We start from the raw sequence: 16,477 nt of genomic DNA on the forward strand, positions 1-16,477 counted from the left end.
GAGCCGCCCGGCAATGGTCCGGTACCAAGGAGGACACATGACATCGGCGACGGAGGCGTTCCGCAGCGCGCGGGACTTCCTGCTGGAGCACCGCGAGGACTACGGCACGGCCTACGAGGGCTTCCGCTGGCCCCGTCCCGACTACTTCAACTGGGCGCTCGACTGGTTCGACGAGATCGCGCACGGCAACGCCCGCACCGCGCTGCACATCGTCGAGGAGGACGGCCGCGAGACACGGCTGTCCTTCCAGGAGATGTCCGGACACTCCGACCGGTTCGCCAACTGGCTGCGCGCCCGGGGCGTGCGCGCCGAGGACCGGATCCTCGTGATGCTCGGCAACCAGGCCGAACTGTGGATCACCGCACTCGCGGCGATGAAGCTGCGCGCGGTGGTCATCCCGGCCACTCCGCTGCTCGGCCCCGCCGACCTGCGCGACCGCGTCGACCGCGGCCGGGTCCGGCACGTCATCGCGCGCTCCGAGGACACCGGCAAGTTCGCCGAGGTCCCCGGCGACTACACGCGCATCGCCGCGGGAGACGGGGGAGGGGGAGGCGGGGGAGACGCGGGAGCCGTGCCCGAGGGCTGGCTGCCGCTGGACGACGCCTACGGCGCCCCCGCCGGCTTCACCCCCGACACCCCGACCCGGGCCGACGACCCGCTGATGCTGTACTTCACCTCGGGCACCACCGCCCGGCCCAAACTCGTCGAGCACACCCACACCTCGTACCCGATCGGGCACCTGTCGACCATGTACTGGATCGGCCTCAAGCCCGGCGACGTGCATCTGAACATCTCCTCACCCGGCTGGGCCAAGCACGCCTGGTCCAACCTCTTCGCCCCCTGGAACGCCGAGGCGACCGTCTTCCTGTACAACTACACGCGTTTCGACGCCGCCCGTCTCATGGCCGAGATGGACCGGGCCGGCGTCACCACCTTCTGCGCCCCGCCCACCGTCTGGCGCATGCTCATCCAGGCCGACCTGACGCAGCTGCGCACCCGGCCCCGCGAGGTCGTCGCCGCCGGTGAGCCGCTCAACCCGGAGGTCATCGAGCAGGTCCGCCGCGCCTGGGGCGTCACCATCCGGGACGGCTTCGGCCAGACCGAGACGGCCGTGCAGGTCGCCAACAGCCCCGGCCAGCCCCTCAAGACCGGCTCGATGGGCCGGCCGAGCCCCGGCTACCGCGTCGAGCTGCTGGACCCCGTCTCGGGCGCGCCGGGCGCGCGCGAGGGCGAGATCGCGCTCGACCTGTCGGACCGCCCCGTCGGCCTGATGACCGGCTACCACGGCGACGCGGACCGCACGGCGGAGGCGATGGCCGGCGGCTACTACCGCACGGGCGACATCGGCGCACGGGACGAGGACGGCTACGTCACCTACGTCGGCCGCGCGGACGACGTCTTCAAGGCGTCCGACTACAAGATCAGCCCCTTCGAGCTGGAGAGCGCGCTGCTGGAGCACGAGGCGGTGGCCGAGGCGGCGGTGGTGCCCGCGCCGGACGAGCTGCGGCTCGCGGTGCCGAAGGCGTACGTCGTCCTGGCGGAGGGCTGGGAGCCGGGCCCCGACACGGCGAAGGTGCTGTTCGAGCACTCCCGTGAGGCCCTCGCCCCCTACAAGCGCATCCGCCGCCTGGAGTTCGGGGCCCTGCCCAAGACCGTCTCGGGCAAGATCCGCCGCATCGAGCTGCGCGAGGCGACGGCGGCCGGATCGGACGCCGAGTACCGCGAGGAGGACTTCCGGTGAACTCGTACAGTCATGGCACCAGCGCGACGGCTCTGCTCGGCGACACCGTCGGGGCGAACCTGGACCGGGCGGTGGCCACCTGGCCGGACCGTGAGGCGCTGGTCGACGTGGAGTCCGGGCGGCGCTGGACGTACGCGCGGTTCGGCGCGGCCGTCGACGAACTGGCCTCCGCCCTCCTCGCCTCCGGGGTCGCCAAGGGCGACCGGGTGGGCATCTGGGCGGTCAACTGTCCCGAGTGGGTCCTGGTCCAGTACGCCACCGCCCGCATCGGCGCGATCATGGTGAACATCAACCCGGCCTACCGCACCCACGAGGTCGAGTACGTCCTCAACCAGGCCGGGATCTCCTTCCTGTTCGCCTCCCTCAGCCACAAGACGAGCGACTACCGGGCGATGGTCGACCAAGTGCGGGGCAGATGCGCCGAGTTGCGCGAGGTCGTGTACTTCGGCGACCCGAGCTGGGACGCGCTGCTCGGGCGGGGGACACCCGGCGCCCGGATCACGGACGACGGCCTGTCCTGCGACGACCCGATCAACATCCAGTACACGTCGGGCACGACGGGCTTCCCGAAGGGGGCCACCCTCTCCCACCACAACATCCTCAACAACGGTTACTTCGTGGGCGAGTCGATCGCCTACACCGAGCAGGACCGGATCTGCATCCCGGTGCCCTACTACCACTGCTTCGGCATGGTCATGGGCAACCTCGCGGCCACCTCGCACGGCGCCTGCATGGTGATTCCGGCCCCGTCCTTCGACCCGAAGGCCACGCTGGAGGCGGTCCAGCAGGAGCGCTGCACCTCGCTCTACGGCGTTCCCACCATGTTCATCGCGGAGCTGAACCTCCCCGGCTTCGCCTCGTACGACCTCTCCTCCCTGCGCACCGGCATCATGGCGGGCTCGCCCTGCCCGGTGGAGGTGATGAAGCGGGTGGTCAACGAGATGAACATGGCCGAGGTGTCCATCTGCTACGGCATGACGGAGACCTCGCCCGTCTCCACGCAGACGCGGCGCGACGACGACCTGGAACACCGCACCGGCACGGTCGGCCGCGTGCTGCCGCACATCGAGGTGAAGATCGTCGACCCGGCGACGGGCGTGACCCAGCCGCGGGGCGCGGCGGGCGAGTTGTGCACCCGCGGCTACAGCGTGATGCTCGGCTACTGGAACGAGCCGGAGAAGACCGCCGAGGCCATCGACGCGGGCCGCTGGATGCACACCGGCGACCTCGCGGTGATGCGCGAGGACGGCTACGTCGAGATCGTCGGCCGCATCAAGGACATGATCATCCGGGGCGGGGAGAACATCTACCCCCGCGAGATCGAGGAGTTCCTCTACGCCCACCCCAAGATCCAGGACGTCCAGGTCGTGGGCGTCCCGCACGACCGCTACGGCGAGGAGGTCCTCGCCTGCGTCATCCCCCACGACCCCGCCGACCCGCTCACCCTGGAGGAACTCCAGACCTTCTGCCAGGACCGCCTGGCCCACTACAAGATCCCGACCGGTCTTCAGCTCCTCGACTCCTTCCCGATGACGGTGTCCGGGAAGGTGCGCAAGGTGGAACTGCGGGAGAGGTTCGCGGGCGGGCAGAGGTAGAAGAGCTCCGGGTCGCCGTCGTCGAGGCCGTGGACCAGACCGGCGGGTTGCCAGCCGGCGCTCAGGAGCAGCTGCTGCATGGGCTGGTTGGAGACGTTGGTCGAGGTGAACAGCTTGGGCGTGGTGCACGCGGCTTCGACGGCCGTGAGCAGCCGCGTGGCCACACCCTGCCGGCGTGCGGCGGGCGCGACCGTCAGCAGGGTGAGGAAGCCCTGTTCGAAGAAGGTGTACTCCAGCACGCCGTAGCCGACGGGCCCGCGCGCGTCCTCGGCCAGCAGTGCCAGGCCCTGCTCGCACCAGCGCCGGATGCCGGCGCGGCGCGCCCGGTCTCCCGCCGCCGCGATCGGATCGGTCTCGGTCAGCGCCGTGTGATCCGACGGCTCGGCGCGGCGCACGACGAGCGTGCCGGGTTCGATGTCGCCCATGGGACACATCGTGGCAGCGGTGCGCGCCGGACCGCGCGCGGATTACCGCGCTTCGGTCACAGCGGTGCGCGCATGCACACGCGGGGCCAGCGGTCCAGGCCGTGTTCGGCCTCCGTCGCGCGGATCTCGCGCAGGCCGGGGGTGAGGTCCTCCTCCGCGAGGGTGTGGAAGCCGAGGCGGGCGTAGTAGGGGGCGTTCCACGGGATCTCCGTGAAGGTGGTCAGGGTCAGGGCGGTCAGGCCCTGCTCGCGGGCGCGGTCGGCGGCGTACGCGAGGAGTTCCCGGCCCACGCCCCGGCGCGCGGCGCGCGGGTGGACCGAGACCTGCTCGATGTGCAGGGCGCCGTCCACGGGTTCGGCGAGGAGGTACGCGGCCGGGCGATCCCGCTCGTCCACCGCGACCCAGCAGCGGCCCGCCCCGCGGTGGCGCTCCAGTACGTCGAGCGGGGGCGGTTCGTCGTCGGCGATCTCCGCCATGCCGAGGCCGCGGAAGGGGGCACCGGCGGCACGTTCGATGTCCTGGAGGGCGGGGAGTTCGGCGGCGGTCGCGGGGCGGATACGCATGGGGTGAGTATGCGGCGCGGTGCGCAGCGGGATCGCCGCCTACACCGAGCAGCAGTTCCCGGACGGGGAGTGGGAAGAGGCACGCGACCGGGCCGGCCCCCACTGGTGGTCCACGACGCGTCTGGCCGGCCGGGAAGCACTGCACCGGACCCGGCCGTCCCATCACGGACCGCGTCGAGCTCGTCAGGCGGGCACGCGCTCAGGGGCGGCGCCGTCAAAGGGCGGGTAGGTCCGGTCGCTCATGCGCTCGGCCGCGTCGATGTAGTCGGCGAGGGCGTTCCGGGAGCGGGCGAGTGCGGCCATCTGGTCGTCCAGCCGGCGCAGCCGCGACCGCATCGCCGTCAGCAGTTCGGGACACCCGAGCAGCTCCGGCGCCTCTCCGACCGCGCAGGGCAGCAAATAAGCGATGTCCTCCGACGATAAGCCGGCACCGAGCAGGTGGCGGATCTGTCTCACCCGCAGGACCGCGCTCTCGTCGTACTCGCGGTATCCGTTCGTGCCGCGGTCCGCCTCCAGCAGGCCCTGGGCCTCGTAGTAGCGCAACTGATGGGCGTTGACGCCCGTCCGGCGACTCAGTTCCCCGATACGCATCGAAACCTCACTTGACCTTCACACCGGTATCAACGTTGACGATGCTGCCATGAACAACACCGACACACCCGTGACAGTCATCGGACTCGGACTCATGGGCCAGGCCCTCGCCGGCGCCTTCCTGAAAGCCGGGCATCCCACAACCGTGTGGAACCGCACGACCTCCAAGGCCGACGGGCTGGTGGCCCGGGGCGCACGGCTCGCACCGACAGTCGGCGACGCGGTCGGGGCGGGCTCCCTGACGATCATCTGCGTCACCGACTACCAGGCCGTGCGGGAGCTGCTCGGCACGAGCGACGTCGCACTCGGCGGCACGACGCTGGTCAATCTGACCTCGGGCGACTCGGCCCAGGCCCGGGAGACCGCTCGATGGGCCGAGCAGCGCGGCGCCCGCTACCTGGACGGCGCCGTCATGGCCGTCCCGCCGGCCATCGGCACGCCCGAGGCGGTGATCCTGCACAGCGGCCCCCAGGCGGACTTCGACGCGCACAAGCCGACCCTCGACGCGCTCGGCACCGTCACCCACCTCGGTGCGGACCATGGCCTGGCGTCCCTGTACGACGTGGCCGGACTGGCCATGATGTGGAGCGTCCTGAACGCCTGGCTCCAGGGCACCGCGCTGCTCAGGACGGCCGGTGTCGACGCCGCGACGTACGCGCCGTTCGCGCGGCGGATCGCCGCCGGTGTGGCCGACTGGCTGCCCGGATACGCCGAGCAGATCGACAGCGGCTCCTTCCCGGCCGAGGTGTCGGCCCTGGAGACCGACGCGCGGGCCATGGCACACCTGATCGAGGAGAGCGAGGCGGTGGGTGTCAACGCCGAACTGCCCAAGCTGTTCAAGGCGATGGCCGACCGCTCGATCGCCGCGGGACACGGTGGTGAGCAGTACCCGGTGCTGATCGAGGAGTTCAGCAGGCCCGGGCCCGCCGACGACTGACCGCTTCGGGCCGGTCAGGGCGCCCGGTTCTCCGTGCCGGTGGCGTCCAGTGCCCCGGCCGGGGCGTTCACCGGCCGCGGCGTGCCGGTGAGTTCGAGGACGAACAGCGGGACACCGAGGGTGTCGGCGCGCGCCCGGGCGTCGTGCGCGTACCCGGCGAGGGAGAAGCAGACGCAGTCCGCCGACTCCGTCATGGCCGTCAGCCACAGGCACTCCACGTCCCGCAGGGTCGCGGGGCGCACCGCCGGGTCGACCAGCGCGACGACGCCGCGGGCGGCCAGACCGATCCCGGACGGCGGCCGCTGATCCGCCCGCCGGACGCCCCGGTAGCCGAGCCAGCGCAGATAGAGCGCGGCGGCGGTGACGGCGTCGAGCGCGGTACGGACCGGTACGGAACGGAAGGGCGGCCGGGCCGCGCCGGTACCGTCGGCGGCACCGGCTGATGCAGGGGCCCCCTTGACGGCGGCTGCGGCGTCGCGCGGACCGGCCTCGGCACTCGCGCCCGGCGCGCCGCCCCGCCCGGCCCCGCCTCTCCCCTCCACGACCGGCACCCGCAGCACCACCCCGCACGGGCACCCCACCTCCGGCCGCGGCCACTGCCCGCACCGGCCGCAGGACGCGCACCGCACCGTCACCCAGTCGTCCTGCCAGACGCGATGGGCGACGGGCGTCACCGTGCCGTCCGGGTCGAGCCGCGGGGCGACGGGTGCTCCGCACACACACGGGTACGACGGGGCCGTGAAGCGGTGCTCTCGTCGGCAGGACGGACAGCGCACCGGCACGCTCTCGGCCATGACCACTCCCGTACGGCGTCACATCGGGACAGCGCGCCCATCGTGCTCCGGCGAGGCCCCGCCTGTCCGCCGCTTGCCCTCTCTCTTGACGCCCTTCGCCCACCCCACATACATTCATTCCAGATCGTAGAAGTTTATTTCCGCAATACGGAAGAGCTCACCGCGGGGCGCGACGGGAGTGCGAATCCGACAGCCGAAGCAGGAGTACTCGATGGCTCGAATGACCGCTGCCCGCGCGGCAGTTGAGATCCTCAAGCGTGAGGGCGTCACCGACGCGTTCGGTGTCCCGGGCGCGGCGATCAATCCCTTCTACGCGGCGCTCAAGGCCTCCGGCGGCATCCACCACACCCTCGCCCGCCACGTGGAGGGCGCCTCGCACATGGCCGAGGGCTACACCCGCACCCACGCAGGGAACATCGGCGTCTGCATCGGCACCTCCGGCCCGGCCGGCACCGACATGATCACGGGCCTGTACTCCGCGACCGGCGACTCCGTCCCGATCCTGTGCATCACCGGCCAGGCCCCGACCGCCGTGATCCACAAAGAGGACTTCCAGGCCGTCGACATCGCCTCGATCGCCAAGCCGGTCACCAAGATGGCCGTGACCGTGCTGGAGGCCGCGCAGGTCCCCGGCGTCTTCCAGCAGGCCTTCCACCTGATGCGCTCCGCCCGCCCCGGCCCGGTCCTGATCGACCTGCCGATCGACGTCCAGCTCACGGAGATCGAGTTCGACCCGGAGACGTACGAGCCGCTCCCGGTCTACAAACCCGCCGCGACCCGCGCCCAGATCGAGAAGGCGATCGGGATGCTGAACGCCTCCGAGCGGCCGCTGATCGTCGCGGGCGGCGGTGTCATCAACGCGGACGCCGCCGAACTGCTCGTGGAATTCGCCGAGTTGACCGGCACCCCGGTCGTCCCCACCCTCATGGGCTGGGGCATCCTCCCCGACGACCACGAGCTGAACGCCGGCATGGTCGGCCTCCAGACCTCGCACCGCTACGGCAACGCGACCTTCCTGGAGTCCGACTTCGTCCTCGGCATCGGCAACCGCTGGGCCAACCGCCACACCGGCAAACTCGACGTCTACACCGCCGGGCGGAAGTTCGTCCACGTCGACATCGAGCCCACCCAGATCGGCAGGATCTTCGCCCCCGACTACGGCATCGCCTCCGACGCCAAGGCCGCGCTGGAGCTGTTCGTCGAGGTGGCGCGCGAGCTGAAGGCGGCCGGCACGCTGCCCGACCGCTCCGCGTGGGCGGCCTCGGCACAGGAGCGCAAGGCGACCCTCCAGCGCCGTACGCACTTCGACGACATCCCGATCAAGCCGCAGCGCGTCTACGAGGAGATGAACAAGGCCTTCGGCCCGGAGACCCGGTACGTCTCCACCATCGGCCTCTCGCAGATCGCCGGCGCACAGATGCTGCACGTCTACCGGCCCCGGCACTGGATCAACTGCGGCCAGGCCGGCCCGCTCGGCTGGACCATCCCGGCCGCGCTCGGCGTCGCCAAGGCCGACCCGGAGGCCTCCGTCGTCGCGCTCTCCGGCGACTACGACTTCCAGTTCATGATCGAGGAACTGGCCGTCGGCGCGCAGCACAAGATCCCCTACGTCCACGTCCTCGTCAACAACTCCTACCTCGGCCTGATCCGCCAGGCGCAGCGGGCGTTCGACATCGACTTCCAGGTCAACCTGGAGTTCGAGAACATCAACGCGCCCGAGCTCGGCGTCTACGGCGTCGACCACGTCAAGGTCGCCGAGGGCCTCGGCTGCAAGGCGATCCGCGTCACCGACCCGGCCGAACTCGGCGCCGCGTTCGAGCAGGCCAAGAAGCTCGCCGCGGAGTACCGCGTCCCGGTCGTCGTCGAGGCGATCCTGGAGCGCGTCACCAACATCTCCATGTCGACGACCAACGACATCGGCAACGTCGTGGAGTTCGAGGAACTGGCCACCGAGCCCGGCCACGCACCGACCTCGATCAAGCCGCTGAAGGTCTGACACCCACGCACGACAGGGGCGGCCCGTCCGGGGACGGACCGCCCCTGTAGCGTTCCCGCGTTCACTACGTGCCTCCACCCCCGCATCCGCCTCCGCCCCCGCCCCCGCCGCAGTAGGCGTGGCCCGCGCTGCCGCCTCCGTACGGACCGCGCGAGTGCTTGAGGAGGCTCTTGCCGCCCACCTCTGCCCGGCGGATCAGGCCCGCCCGGAGGGCGAAGCGCGGCACCAGCAGCCGCAGGGCCGCCTCGCCGTGCAGGGCGACGGCCAGCAGCCGGTCGTGGTCGGTCAGGCCGCGTCTGCCGGCGGGCAGCGGATGGCGCTGCCGCAGCTCCCGCACATGGCGCCGGGCGCCGCGCGTCGGGCCGAGCAGCGGGTAGCGCAGCAGGCCCGCCTCCGCGAGCGGGATGCGCATGAGGGCCACCGCGAGCCGTACGCCCGGGTCCTTGACCAACGTCCGCAGACCGGCGGGCTCGTGGAGACAGGCGTGCACCTCCTGGGCCAGGGGAGAGGGCGGCCGCTCCGCGCTCACGGCGTCCGCGATGCCCGCCCGCACCGTCCCCGGCCGGCCCGCCTCCACCAGGCCCCGCAGGTACAGATCCACCACGGCGACGGTGACGGCGGCCCGGGGGCCGTCCCCCAGCAGTGCGATCTCGTGCGGCTCTAGGCGGACCGCCGTACCGTCATCCATGGCTTCACCCCCGTGCCGGGGCCCGCCGCCCCCGTGCCGGCGGGTCCCTTGTGCCGAGAATGTGCCCGGCCCCGGGGGCGGTTGAAGCCCCCGGGGCCGGGTTCAGAGGTTCATTTGAGGGTTCCGTACGGCGGGTACGACCGGTGCCGTACGCGCTCATGTGCCGTGGTGCTCCGACAGCCCCGGCCAGTCGTCCGGGCCGCCGCCCTGCCATTCGACGAGGTCGCTGTCCTCGACGTCGGTGACGTAGAGGCCGGCCAGCCGCAGGATCTCGGCGACGTCGTCCACATGTGTGGCGATACCCAGTGTCGCGTCGCCCTCGGTGACGCGCCGGGAGCCGTCCAGGGCAGGAGGGTGCACCACGACACGCGGATGCTCCGTTGGTGGATGTGTCATGCCTCCAGCGTCCTGCGGCAGCTCTGGAAACGCACGTCGGGGTGTTGTCAGACCCTGCGAACACAATGCGCCGTATGACACCGAGAAGCGACATGACGTTGGAGTGGCATCTACGTGAGGTGGTGGCCAAGGAGGCCGTCGACCAGACCGTGAAGAACGCCGTGCAGTCGGTCTTCACGCACATGCACAGCGGACGGAGCGGCAAGAGGCGGGGCGGCAGAGAGCTGATACGGCTCTTGGGGGAAGTCCGAGGGACTGCGGCAGGGGTCGGCGAGTGGCAGGTAGTACGGCTCGTGCAGGACGCGATCGAGTACGCAGAGGGGCGGATCCTGCGGTACGACTTCGAGGATCGCTACAGGCTGTTCGGGGATGGACAAAGGAGGGAGTCGCACACGGGCTTCCTCGGCAGCACCATGAAGGCGATGCACGAGTGGCTCATCGACAGCGGGCGGGAGTTCCTGTCGGGCCACCCCGATGCCGGGATCAAAGAGTTCCTGGAGCATTTCCGTGCGCAGGGTGAGGACGCGCTGTTCCTTCAGGCCCCCGACGATCGCCCTGGGCGTTATGTGATTCCGAGGGGCCGTGCCGAGATCACTCTGTGGTTGGAGCGGATCATCCGCAGCGGCCGGATCGATGTCGCCGACCCGGCCGCAGAAGCCCGGAAGATCGTCACATCGCCCGAAGCCATGGCCCTGCTGGCTGCCGATGACCAAGGACGAATCCTCCTTCAGGCCGCTGAACTGCGCCGACGCGCGGCCCGACTCAAGGAACTGCGCACCGTCGTCGAGGATTGCAAGGCCACAGAGGCCGACGTGCAGCGGGCGCTTGACGGGCAATACTGGATCTTCGGTGGGCGGTTCGTGGGAGAGGCGGCGCAGCGGCGCCTCGTGCCGGGCGACGAGGTGGACATCCCGCTGATACGCGGTGACGGAGCGCTCCATATCGTCGAACTGAAGCGAGCCATGAGCCTCAAGGGTCCCCTCGTCAAGCGGCATCGCAATGCATGGGTGCCGGCGGCGCAGGTGCACGAGGCCGTCGGCCAGGCTGTCAACTACCTCACTGGTCTGGATGAGAGCCGGGAGCGGCTCCGTGCCGACCTCGGTATCGAGACTCGGCGTGCCAGCGCCCTCGTCCTGGTCGGACATCCGGCACTGCATCCTGAGGTGCCGGAGGAGGAGATCAACGAGGCGCTGCGGACGTTCAATTCGCACCTCACCAGGGTCGAGGTCCTGACATACAAGGAACTGCTGGACAACGCCGAGCGCTCCCTCGCCGGAGATGGCCCGGTGTAGGGAGCGCGTCAGTGCTGGCCGTCCGGCGGCGCGAGGCTGGGCGCGACAGGATGTTCGCGCCGCCGGACGGGGTCTGGAGGGGGTTCCGGTACTGGGACCGCGGCGGGTGCGACGGAGTCCGGGACGGGCTTCCCTCAGGTCGAGAAGCCCGGCCGGGTCCTTCACCACCGCACTGGCTCACACTCCGCCGCGGTCCGCGCCCTGCCCGCGTCCGTGCCCGGGGCGACCACCCCTCATCCGGGTCGCCCCGCGCGGTCGGACGCGGGCAGGGAGCTCAGTCCTCGCGCAGGGCGCGGACCGCCTCCTCCACGCGCCGCCCGTACTCGGGGTCGGCGGCGTGGAAGTGCGCGAGGTTCTTCTCGATCACGTCGTCGCGGGAGACCTGCGAGAGGCCGCCGGCGATGTTCGCGACCAGGCGGGACTTCTCCTCGGCGGACATCAGCCGGTACAGCTCGCCCGCCTGGAAGAAGTCGTCGTCCTTGGTGTGCGGGGGCGCCGCGTGGGTGCCCGTGTGGCCGGTCACCGCGAGCGGGGCCGACAGCGGGCGGCCGGTCTCCACCGGGCCGTCGTAGGAGTTCGGCTCGTAGTTCTTGGCGTACCGGCCCTGGGGGTTGGACGCCATCAGGCCGTCCCGGCCGTAGTTCCGCGCGGTCGTGGCCCGGGGCGCGTTGACGGCCAGCTGGGTGTGGTTGACGCCCAGGCGGTAGCGGTGGGCGTCGGCGTAGGCGAACAGGCGGCCCTGGAGCATCTTGTCGGGCGAGGGGCCGATGCCCGGCACGAAGTTGTTCGGGGAGAACGCGGCCTGCTCGACCTCGGCGAAGACGTTGTCCGGGTTGCGGTCCAGCACCAGCCGGCCGACGCGCTTGAGCGGGTAGTCGGCGTGCGGCCACACCTTCGTCAGGTCGAACGGGTTGAAGCGGTAACCGTCCGCCTCGGCCGCCGGCATGATCTGGACGTAGAGCGTCCAGGACGGGTGCACGCCCCGCTCGATCGCCTGGAGCAGGTCGGTCTGGTGCGAGTTCGGGTCCTTGCCCGCGAGCTCGGCGGCCTGCTCGCTGCTCAGGCAGCGGATGCCCTGGTTGGTCTTGAAGTGGTACTTGACGAAGAAGGCCTCACCCCGGGCGTTGGTCCACTGGTAGGTGTGCGAGCCGTAGCCGTTCATGTGCCGGTACGAGGCCGGGATGCCGCGGTCGCCCATCAGCCAGGTCACCTGGTGCGTGGCCTCGGGGGAGTGCGCCCAGAAGTCCCAGACGTTGTCCGGCTCCTGACGGCCCGTGAACGGGTCGCGCTTCTGCGAGTGGATGAAGTCCGGGAACTTGATCGGGTCCTTGATGAAGAAGACCGGGGTGTTGTTGCCGACGAGGTCGTAATTGCCCTCGGCCGTATAGAACTTGACCGCGAAGCCGCGCGGGTCGCGCACCGCGTCCGCGCCGCCGAGGCTGTCGGCCACGGTCGAGAAGCGCAGGAACACCTCGGTCCGCTTGCCGGTCTCGCCGAGGAAGTCGGCCTGGGTGAAGGCGGTGACGTCGTCGGTCACCTCGAAGTGGCCGTAGGCGCCGGACCCCCGGGCGTGCACCACGCGCTCCGGGATGCGCTCGCGGTTGAAGCGGGCGAGCTTCTCCAGCAGATGCTGGTCCTGGAGCAGAAGCGGGCCGCCGACGCCGGCGGTGGCGGAGTTCTGGTTGTCGGCGACGGGGGCGCCGGACTCGGTGGTGAGCACGCGCTGCGACATCGTGACCTTCCGTACGAGAGGGCAGCGGAAAAATGTTTCCGCTTCGTGGAGCCTAGGGTCGGGTGATCGGAGCGTCAACAGTTTGTTGAAGCGGTGGGTATGGGTGGGTCCGGGCGGCGCCGTCGCTCTGGGCGCGACAGGACAGGTGTCAGCGGCGACGCCGCCCGGGGTAGGGGGGACCCTCGGGTTCCGAAGGTCGGGAGGGTGTCAGACCTGGGCGCCGGAGAGCCGCTCCACGGCCCGCAGCAGCGCCGAGTGGTCCAGGCCGCCGTCGCCCTGCGCACGCAGGGACGCGACCAGCTGGGCGACCACGGCACCGACGGGCAGGGCCGCGCCGACGTTGCGGGCGGCGTCCGTGACGATGCCCATGTCCTTGTGGTGCAGATCGATCCGGAAGCCCGGCTTGAAGTCCCGGCCGAGGAAGTTGTCCTTCTTGCGGGTCAGCACGGTCGAGCCGGCGAGACCGCCGTTCAGGACGTCCAGGGCCGCCTTCAGGTCCACGCCGGACTTCTCCAGGAAGACCACGGCCTCCGCGCACGCCTGGATGTTCACGGCGACGATCAGCTGGTTGGCGGCCTTCACGGTCTGGCCGGAGCCGTGCGGGCCGCACAGCACGATGGTCTTGCCGAGCGCCTCGAAGATCGGCCTGGCCTGGTCGAAGTCGGCCTGCTCACCGCCGACCATGATGGACAGCACGGCCTCGATCGCGCCCGCCTCACCGCCGGAGACGGGGGCGTCCAGGGCGCGGATGCCCCTGTCCTTCGCCGTCTTCGCCAGGTCGACAGAGGTCTGCGGGGTGATCGAGGACATGTCGATCAGCAGCGCGCCGGACCTCGCGTTCTCCAGGATGCCGTCCGGGCCGTAGGCGATGGCCTCGACCTGCGGGGAGGCCGGCACCATCGTGATGACGACGTCGGCGTCCCGCACGGCCTCGGCGATCGAACCGGCGGCCGTGCCGCCGGCCGCGGCGAGGCGGTCCAGCTTCTCCCGCTCCAGCGTGTAACCGGTGACGTCGTAGCCCGCCTTGATGAGGTTCTCGGACATGGGGGAGCCCATGATGCCGAGGCCGATCCAGGCGATCTTGGGCAGGGCGGTGGTGGTCATGATGGGGATGCCTTTCGGTGCGGGGGTCAGCGGGGCAGCCAGTCGAAGGCCTCGGCGCTCGGGCGGTCACCCGGCTTGTACTCGAGGCCGACCCAGCCGTCGTAACCCGCCTTGTTCAGCTGGTCGAGGAGGTCTTCGAGGGGCAGCGAGCCCGTCCCGGGGGCGCCGCGGCCCGGGTTGTCGGCGATCTGGACGTGGCCGGTCCTCGCGGCGTACCGGTCGATCACCTGCGGCAGGTCCTCGCCGTTCATGGACAGGTGGTAGAGGTCCATGAGGAAGCGGGCGTTGTCCAGCCCCGTCGTGTCGTTGACCTTGTCGACGACACCGACCGCGGCCGGTGCGGACACCAGCGGATACGCCGGCGACTCGGGCCGGTTGAGCGCCTCGATCAGCAGGATCGCGCCGATCCGGTCGGCGGCCCGGGCCGCGAGCACCAGGTTCTCCAGCGCGAGCGCGTCCTGCTCGGCCGGGTCCGCGCCCTCGACGCGGTTGCCGTACAGGGCGTTGAGCGCCTTGCAGCCCAGGGAGGCGGCGAAGCCGGCCGCCACGTCGACGTTGGCGCGGAACCTCTCCGACTCCTCGCCCGGGATCGACAGGGCGCCGCGGTCGGGGCCGGGCAGCCGGCCGGCGTAGAAGTTGAGGCCCGTGAGCTGCACGCCCGCGTCCTCGACGGCCTTCTTCAGGGCGTCGAGCTCCGACTGCGCGGGGGTGGGCGAGTCGACCCAGGGCCACCACAGCTCGACCGCCGTGAAGCCGGCCGCGGCGGCGGCCGCGGGGCGCTCCAGGAGCGGGAGTTCCGTGAAGAGGATCGACAGGTTGACGTTGAAGCGCTGGTCTGCGAATCCCATCGGGCCGCGCTCCCTTCCGCGGTGTTCCGCATTGTGGAAGTTGCTTTCTGCTTACCGGAAGACTGCCGTCGGGTGTCGTGGCTTGTCAAGGGGGCGGAGGCGGACCTTGCGTGGGCTCCCGGCAGGGGCAGGCCGGAAAGCAGAGGGCCTGCGTGCGCTCGCCGGCTGCGCTTCGGCGCATGCGACGGTGGAGCGGACGGTGAGTGTGGTTCCGGCCGGGAGCCGCTCGCACGGCGGGGCGTCCTCGCGTACCGGGCCGTCGGCTGACCGAGCGGCGAGACCGTGCCGCGTGCGGCGGCCCGCTTCCCGGTGGCCTGCTCCCGGCGGCCTGCTCCCCGGCGGTTGAGGACAATGGAGAACCAGGGGCGTGCCTGCGCAAGGACGGGGGTGTGCCCGCGCAAGAGCGGAAAAGGTGCCCGTATCCAGGGCGGTCCGGTCCGCCCCGGCGTCGGCTAGGGTCGCACAGGTCACGACGGTTCTGGGGGCAGCATGCGACTGAGAGTGGAGTTCACGACCGAGCCCTTCGACCTCGACGAGGCACCCGCGCACGCGCTGGTCGCCCGCGAGGTCGTCGAGGCCGCCGAACTGGACGCCGTGGACGTCGGCCCGTTCGGCAACACCGCCGAGGGCGGTGCCGACGCGGTGCTCACCGCCGTGGACGCGCTGCTCCGCAAGACCCTGGAGGCCGGCGCCACCCGGGTCTCCCTCCAGGTCAACGTGCTCGAGGAGGGCGAGGCGTGAGCGGCGCGGGGGACGAGCCGTTCATCGCGGCCGTGAAGCCCCTGGTCGACGCCATGGGCGGCGAGATGATCCCGCCCGACGAGGCCGGCCCCGACGACGTCGTCCTGTCCTGGGAGGGCCGCGACGCCGTCGCCGTGCGGCTGCCGCAGCTCGCCGACTCCCTCGACCACATCCTGGCCGCCATGGAGCGCCGCAAGGGCATGCCCCTGGCCGACCTGGACCGCAAGGCCAAGCAGGAGGTCGTGCGGATACTCGAGGCGCGCGGCGCCTTCTCCGTACGGCACGGGGTGGAGACCGTGGCGGGCGCCCTGGGCGTCAGCCGCTTCACCGTCTACAACTACCTCAACCGCGAGAAGGGGGCCTGACTGGGCCGCCCGATTTCGCCCCTTGGTCGGGTTCCGCCGACCCGCCGGGTTTCGTCACGCGGAATTTTCAACAAACTGTTGACGTGCTGTCGCGGGAGGGCGTTAGCTATCGGCACGCCCGTTCAGCACGAAGGCCGTACCCGGCCACGGAGGCTCCCGTGACGTCCACTTCCATGCCGCCGGGCCTGGCCCGGTTCAACGCCCTCGAGGAGCACGCGGCCTTCACCGCGCTCCACGAGGTGTGCGCTTCCACGGCGTGGGCGAAGCGCCTGCTCGCCGCCCGCCCCTACGCTACCCGCGAGGCCCTGTACGCCGCGAGCGACGCCGCCATGGCGGAGCTGACGGCCGACGACCTCGCGGAGGCGATGGCCGGCCATCCGCCCATCGGCCGACCGAAACCCGGCGACCCCACCTCGGCCCGGGAGCAGCGCGGCATGGCCGGCGCCTCCGACGCGCTCAAGGCGGAGATGCTGGAGCTGAACCTCGCCTACCAGGAGAAGTTCGGCCACGTGTTCCTGATCTGCGCCACCGGCCGGACCGGCGAGCAGATGCGCGACGCGGTCAGGGAACGGCTCGGCAACACGCCGGAGCGGGAGCGCGAGACCGTCCGCACGGAACTGGGGAAGATCAACCGCATCCGTCTGGCCCGACTCGTCGAAGAGGACTGAC

Annotated in this window: 17 protein-coding genes and 1 pseudogene; 9 read left to right on the forward strand and 9 right to left on the reverse strand. The window is 71.1% G+C overall.

What is annotated here, in order from left to right; all coding sequences use genetic code 11:
• Window positions 1-37 precede the first annotated feature (37 nt).
• Window positions 38-1,741 (forward strand): AMP-binding protein, encoded by a 1,704-nt coding sequence (locus ACZ3I3_RS26100; protein WP_467368921.1) that lies wholly within the window; start codon window positions 38-40, stop codon window positions 1,739-1,741.
• Window positions 1,738-3,336, forward strand: a complete 1,599-nt coding sequence (locus ACZ3I3_RS26105) for an AMP-binding protein (RefSeq protein WP_467368922.1) — start codon at window positions 1,738-1,740, stop codon at window positions 3,334-3,336. Before ACZ3I3_RS26100 ends, ACZ3I3_RS26105 begins: the two co-directional genes overlap by 4 nt.
• Here ACZ3I3_RS26105 and ACZ3I3_RS26110 read toward each other — a convergent pair.
• Entirely contained in the window at window positions 3,249-3,761 is a 513-nt protein-coding gene (locus ACZ3I3_RS26110; RefSeq protein WP_467368924.1) for a GNAT family N-acetyltransferase, read from the reverse strand. The genes ACZ3I3_RS26105 and ACZ3I3_RS26110 overlap by 88 nt on opposite strands.
• Before the next feature lie 56 nt (window positions 3,762-3,817).
• Window positions 3,818-4,324: a GNAT family N-acetyltransferase gene (locus ACZ3I3_RS26115; RefSeq protein ID WP_467368926.1), complete on the reverse strand. Its 507-nt coding sequence runs from the start codon at window positions 4,322-4,324 to the stop codon at window positions 3,818-3,820.
• A 25-nt stretch (window positions 4,325-4,349) separates the two neighbouring features.
• Between ACZ3I3_RS26115 and ACZ3I3_RS26120 the strand changes: the two are divergent.
• Window positions 4,350-4,475, forward strand: a pseudogene (locus ACZ3I3_RS26120) (alpha/beta fold hydrolase); the annotation flags it as partial.
• A gap of 32 nt (window positions 4,476-4,507) precedes the next feature.
• Here ACZ3I3_RS26120 and ACZ3I3_RS26125 read toward each other — a convergent pair.
• Window positions 4,508-4,915 carry a MerR family transcriptional regulator gene (locus ACZ3I3_RS26125; protein WP_467368928.1) on the reverse strand — a complete coding sequence of 136 codons (408 nt, stop codon included), beginning with the start codon at window positions 4,913-4,915 and terminating at the stop codon, window positions 4,508-4,510.
• Between the two features lie 49 nt (window positions 4,916-4,964).
• On the opposite strand from ACZ3I3_RS26125, the gene ACZ3I3_RS26130 reads away from it, so the two are divergent.
• Window positions 4,965-5,852, forward strand: coding sequence for an NAD(P)-dependent oxidoreductase (locus ACZ3I3_RS26130; protein ID WP_467368930.1), 888 nt, complete (start codon window positions 4,965-4,967; stop codon window positions 5,850-5,852).
• 14 nt (window positions 5,853-5,866) lie between these two features.
• Here the strand turns inward: ACZ3I3_RS26130 and ACZ3I3_RS26135 are convergent, their stop codons facing one another.
• Window positions 5,867-6,646, reverse strand: coding sequence for a hypothetical protein (locus tag ACZ3I3_RS26135; RefSeq protein WP_467368932.1), 780 nt, complete (start codon window positions 6,644-6,646; stop codon window positions 5,867-5,869).
• 211 nt (window positions 6,647-6,857) lie between these two features.
• Here ACZ3I3_RS26135 and gcl point away from each other — a divergent pair, with 211 nt between their 5' ends.
• Window positions 6,858-8,642: a glyoxylate carboligase gene (gene gcl / locus ACZ3I3_RS26140; protein ID WP_467368934.1), complete on the forward strand. Its 1,785-nt coding sequence runs from the start codon at window positions 6,858-6,860 to the stop codon at window positions 8,640-8,642.
• 64 nt (window positions 8,643-8,706) lie between these two features.
• On the opposite strand, the gene ACZ3I3_RS26145 is transcribed toward gcl, so the two are convergent.
• Complete coding sequence (locus ACZ3I3_RS26145) at window positions 8,707-9,330, reverse strand: DUF2207 domain-containing protein (protein WP_467368936.1); 624 nt, start codon at window positions 9,328-9,330, stop codon at window positions 8,707-8,709.
• Between the two features lie 156 nt (window positions 9,331-9,486).
• A complete protein-coding gene (locus ACZ3I3_RS26150) occupies window positions 9,487-9,726 on the reverse strand; it encodes a hypothetical protein (protein ID WP_467368937.1) in 240 nt (79 codons plus the stop codon).
• 74 nt (window positions 9,727-9,800) lie between these two features.
• On the opposite strand from ACZ3I3_RS26150, the gene ACZ3I3_RS26155 reads away from it, so the two are divergent.
• Window positions 9,801-11,018 carry a Shedu anti-phage system protein SduA domain-containing protein gene (locus ACZ3I3_RS26155; protein ID WP_467368939.1) on the forward strand — a complete coding sequence of 406 codons (1,218 nt, stop codon included), beginning with the start codon at window positions 9,801-9,803 and terminating at the stop codon, window positions 11,016-11,018.
• A 274-nt stretch (window positions 11,019-11,292) separates the two neighbouring features.
• On the opposite strand, the gene ACZ3I3_RS26160 is transcribed toward ACZ3I3_RS26155, so the two are convergent.
• From ACZ3I3_RS26160 to ACZ3I3_RS26170, 3 genes are all read right to left on the reverse strand, one after another.
• Window positions 11,293-12,750, reverse strand: coding sequence for a catalase (locus ACZ3I3_RS26160; protein WP_467368941.1), 1,458 nt, complete (start codon window positions 12,748-12,750; stop codon window positions 11,293-11,295).
• A 207-nt stretch (window positions 12,751-12,957) separates the two neighbouring features.
• The gene (locus tag ACZ3I3_RS26165) at window positions 12,958-13,854 is read right to left on the reverse strand and encodes a 2-hydroxy-3-oxopropionate reductase (RefSeq protein WP_467368943.1); all 897 of its coding nucleotides are present in this window, start codon (window positions 13,852-13,854) and stop codon (window positions 12,958-12,960) included.
• A 26-nt stretch (window positions 13,855-13,880) separates the two neighbouring features.
• Window positions 13,881-14,702, reverse strand: coding sequence for a TIM barrel protein (locus ACZ3I3_RS26170; RefSeq protein WP_467368945.1), 822 nt, complete (start codon window positions 14,700-14,702; stop codon window positions 13,881-13,883).
• A 489-nt stretch (window positions 14,703-15,191) separates the two neighbouring features.
• Here ACZ3I3_RS26170 and ACZ3I3_RS26175 point away from each other — a divergent pair, with 489 nt between their 5' ends.
• The 3 genes from ACZ3I3_RS26175 (at window position 15,192) to uraD (ending at window position 16,476) form a co-directional block, all read left to right on the forward strand.
• Window positions 15,192-15,443, forward strand: a complete 252-nt coding sequence (locus tag ACZ3I3_RS26175) for a hypothetical protein (RefSeq protein ID WP_397616314.1) — start codon at window positions 15,192-15,194, stop codon at window positions 15,441-15,443.
• On the forward strand, window positions 15,440-15,808 hold the full coding sequence (locus ACZ3I3_RS26180) for a helix-turn-helix domain-containing protein (protein WP_467368948.1): 369 nt from the start codon (window positions 15,440-15,442) through the stop codon (window positions 15,806-15,808). Before ACZ3I3_RS26175 ends, ACZ3I3_RS26180 begins: the two co-directional genes overlap by 4 nt.
• Before the next feature lie 158 nt (window positions 15,809-15,966).
• Window positions 15,967-16,476, forward strand: a complete 510-nt coding sequence (gene uraD / locus ACZ3I3_RS26185) for a 2-oxo-4-hydroxy-4-carboxy-5-ureidoimidazoline decarboxylase (protein ID WP_467368950.1) — start codon at window positions 15,967-15,969, stop codon at window positions 16,474-16,476.
• Window position 16,477: the final 1 nt, after the last annotated feature.

The sequence above is a fragment of the Streptomyces sp. NPDC016851 genome (assembly GCF_055562795.1).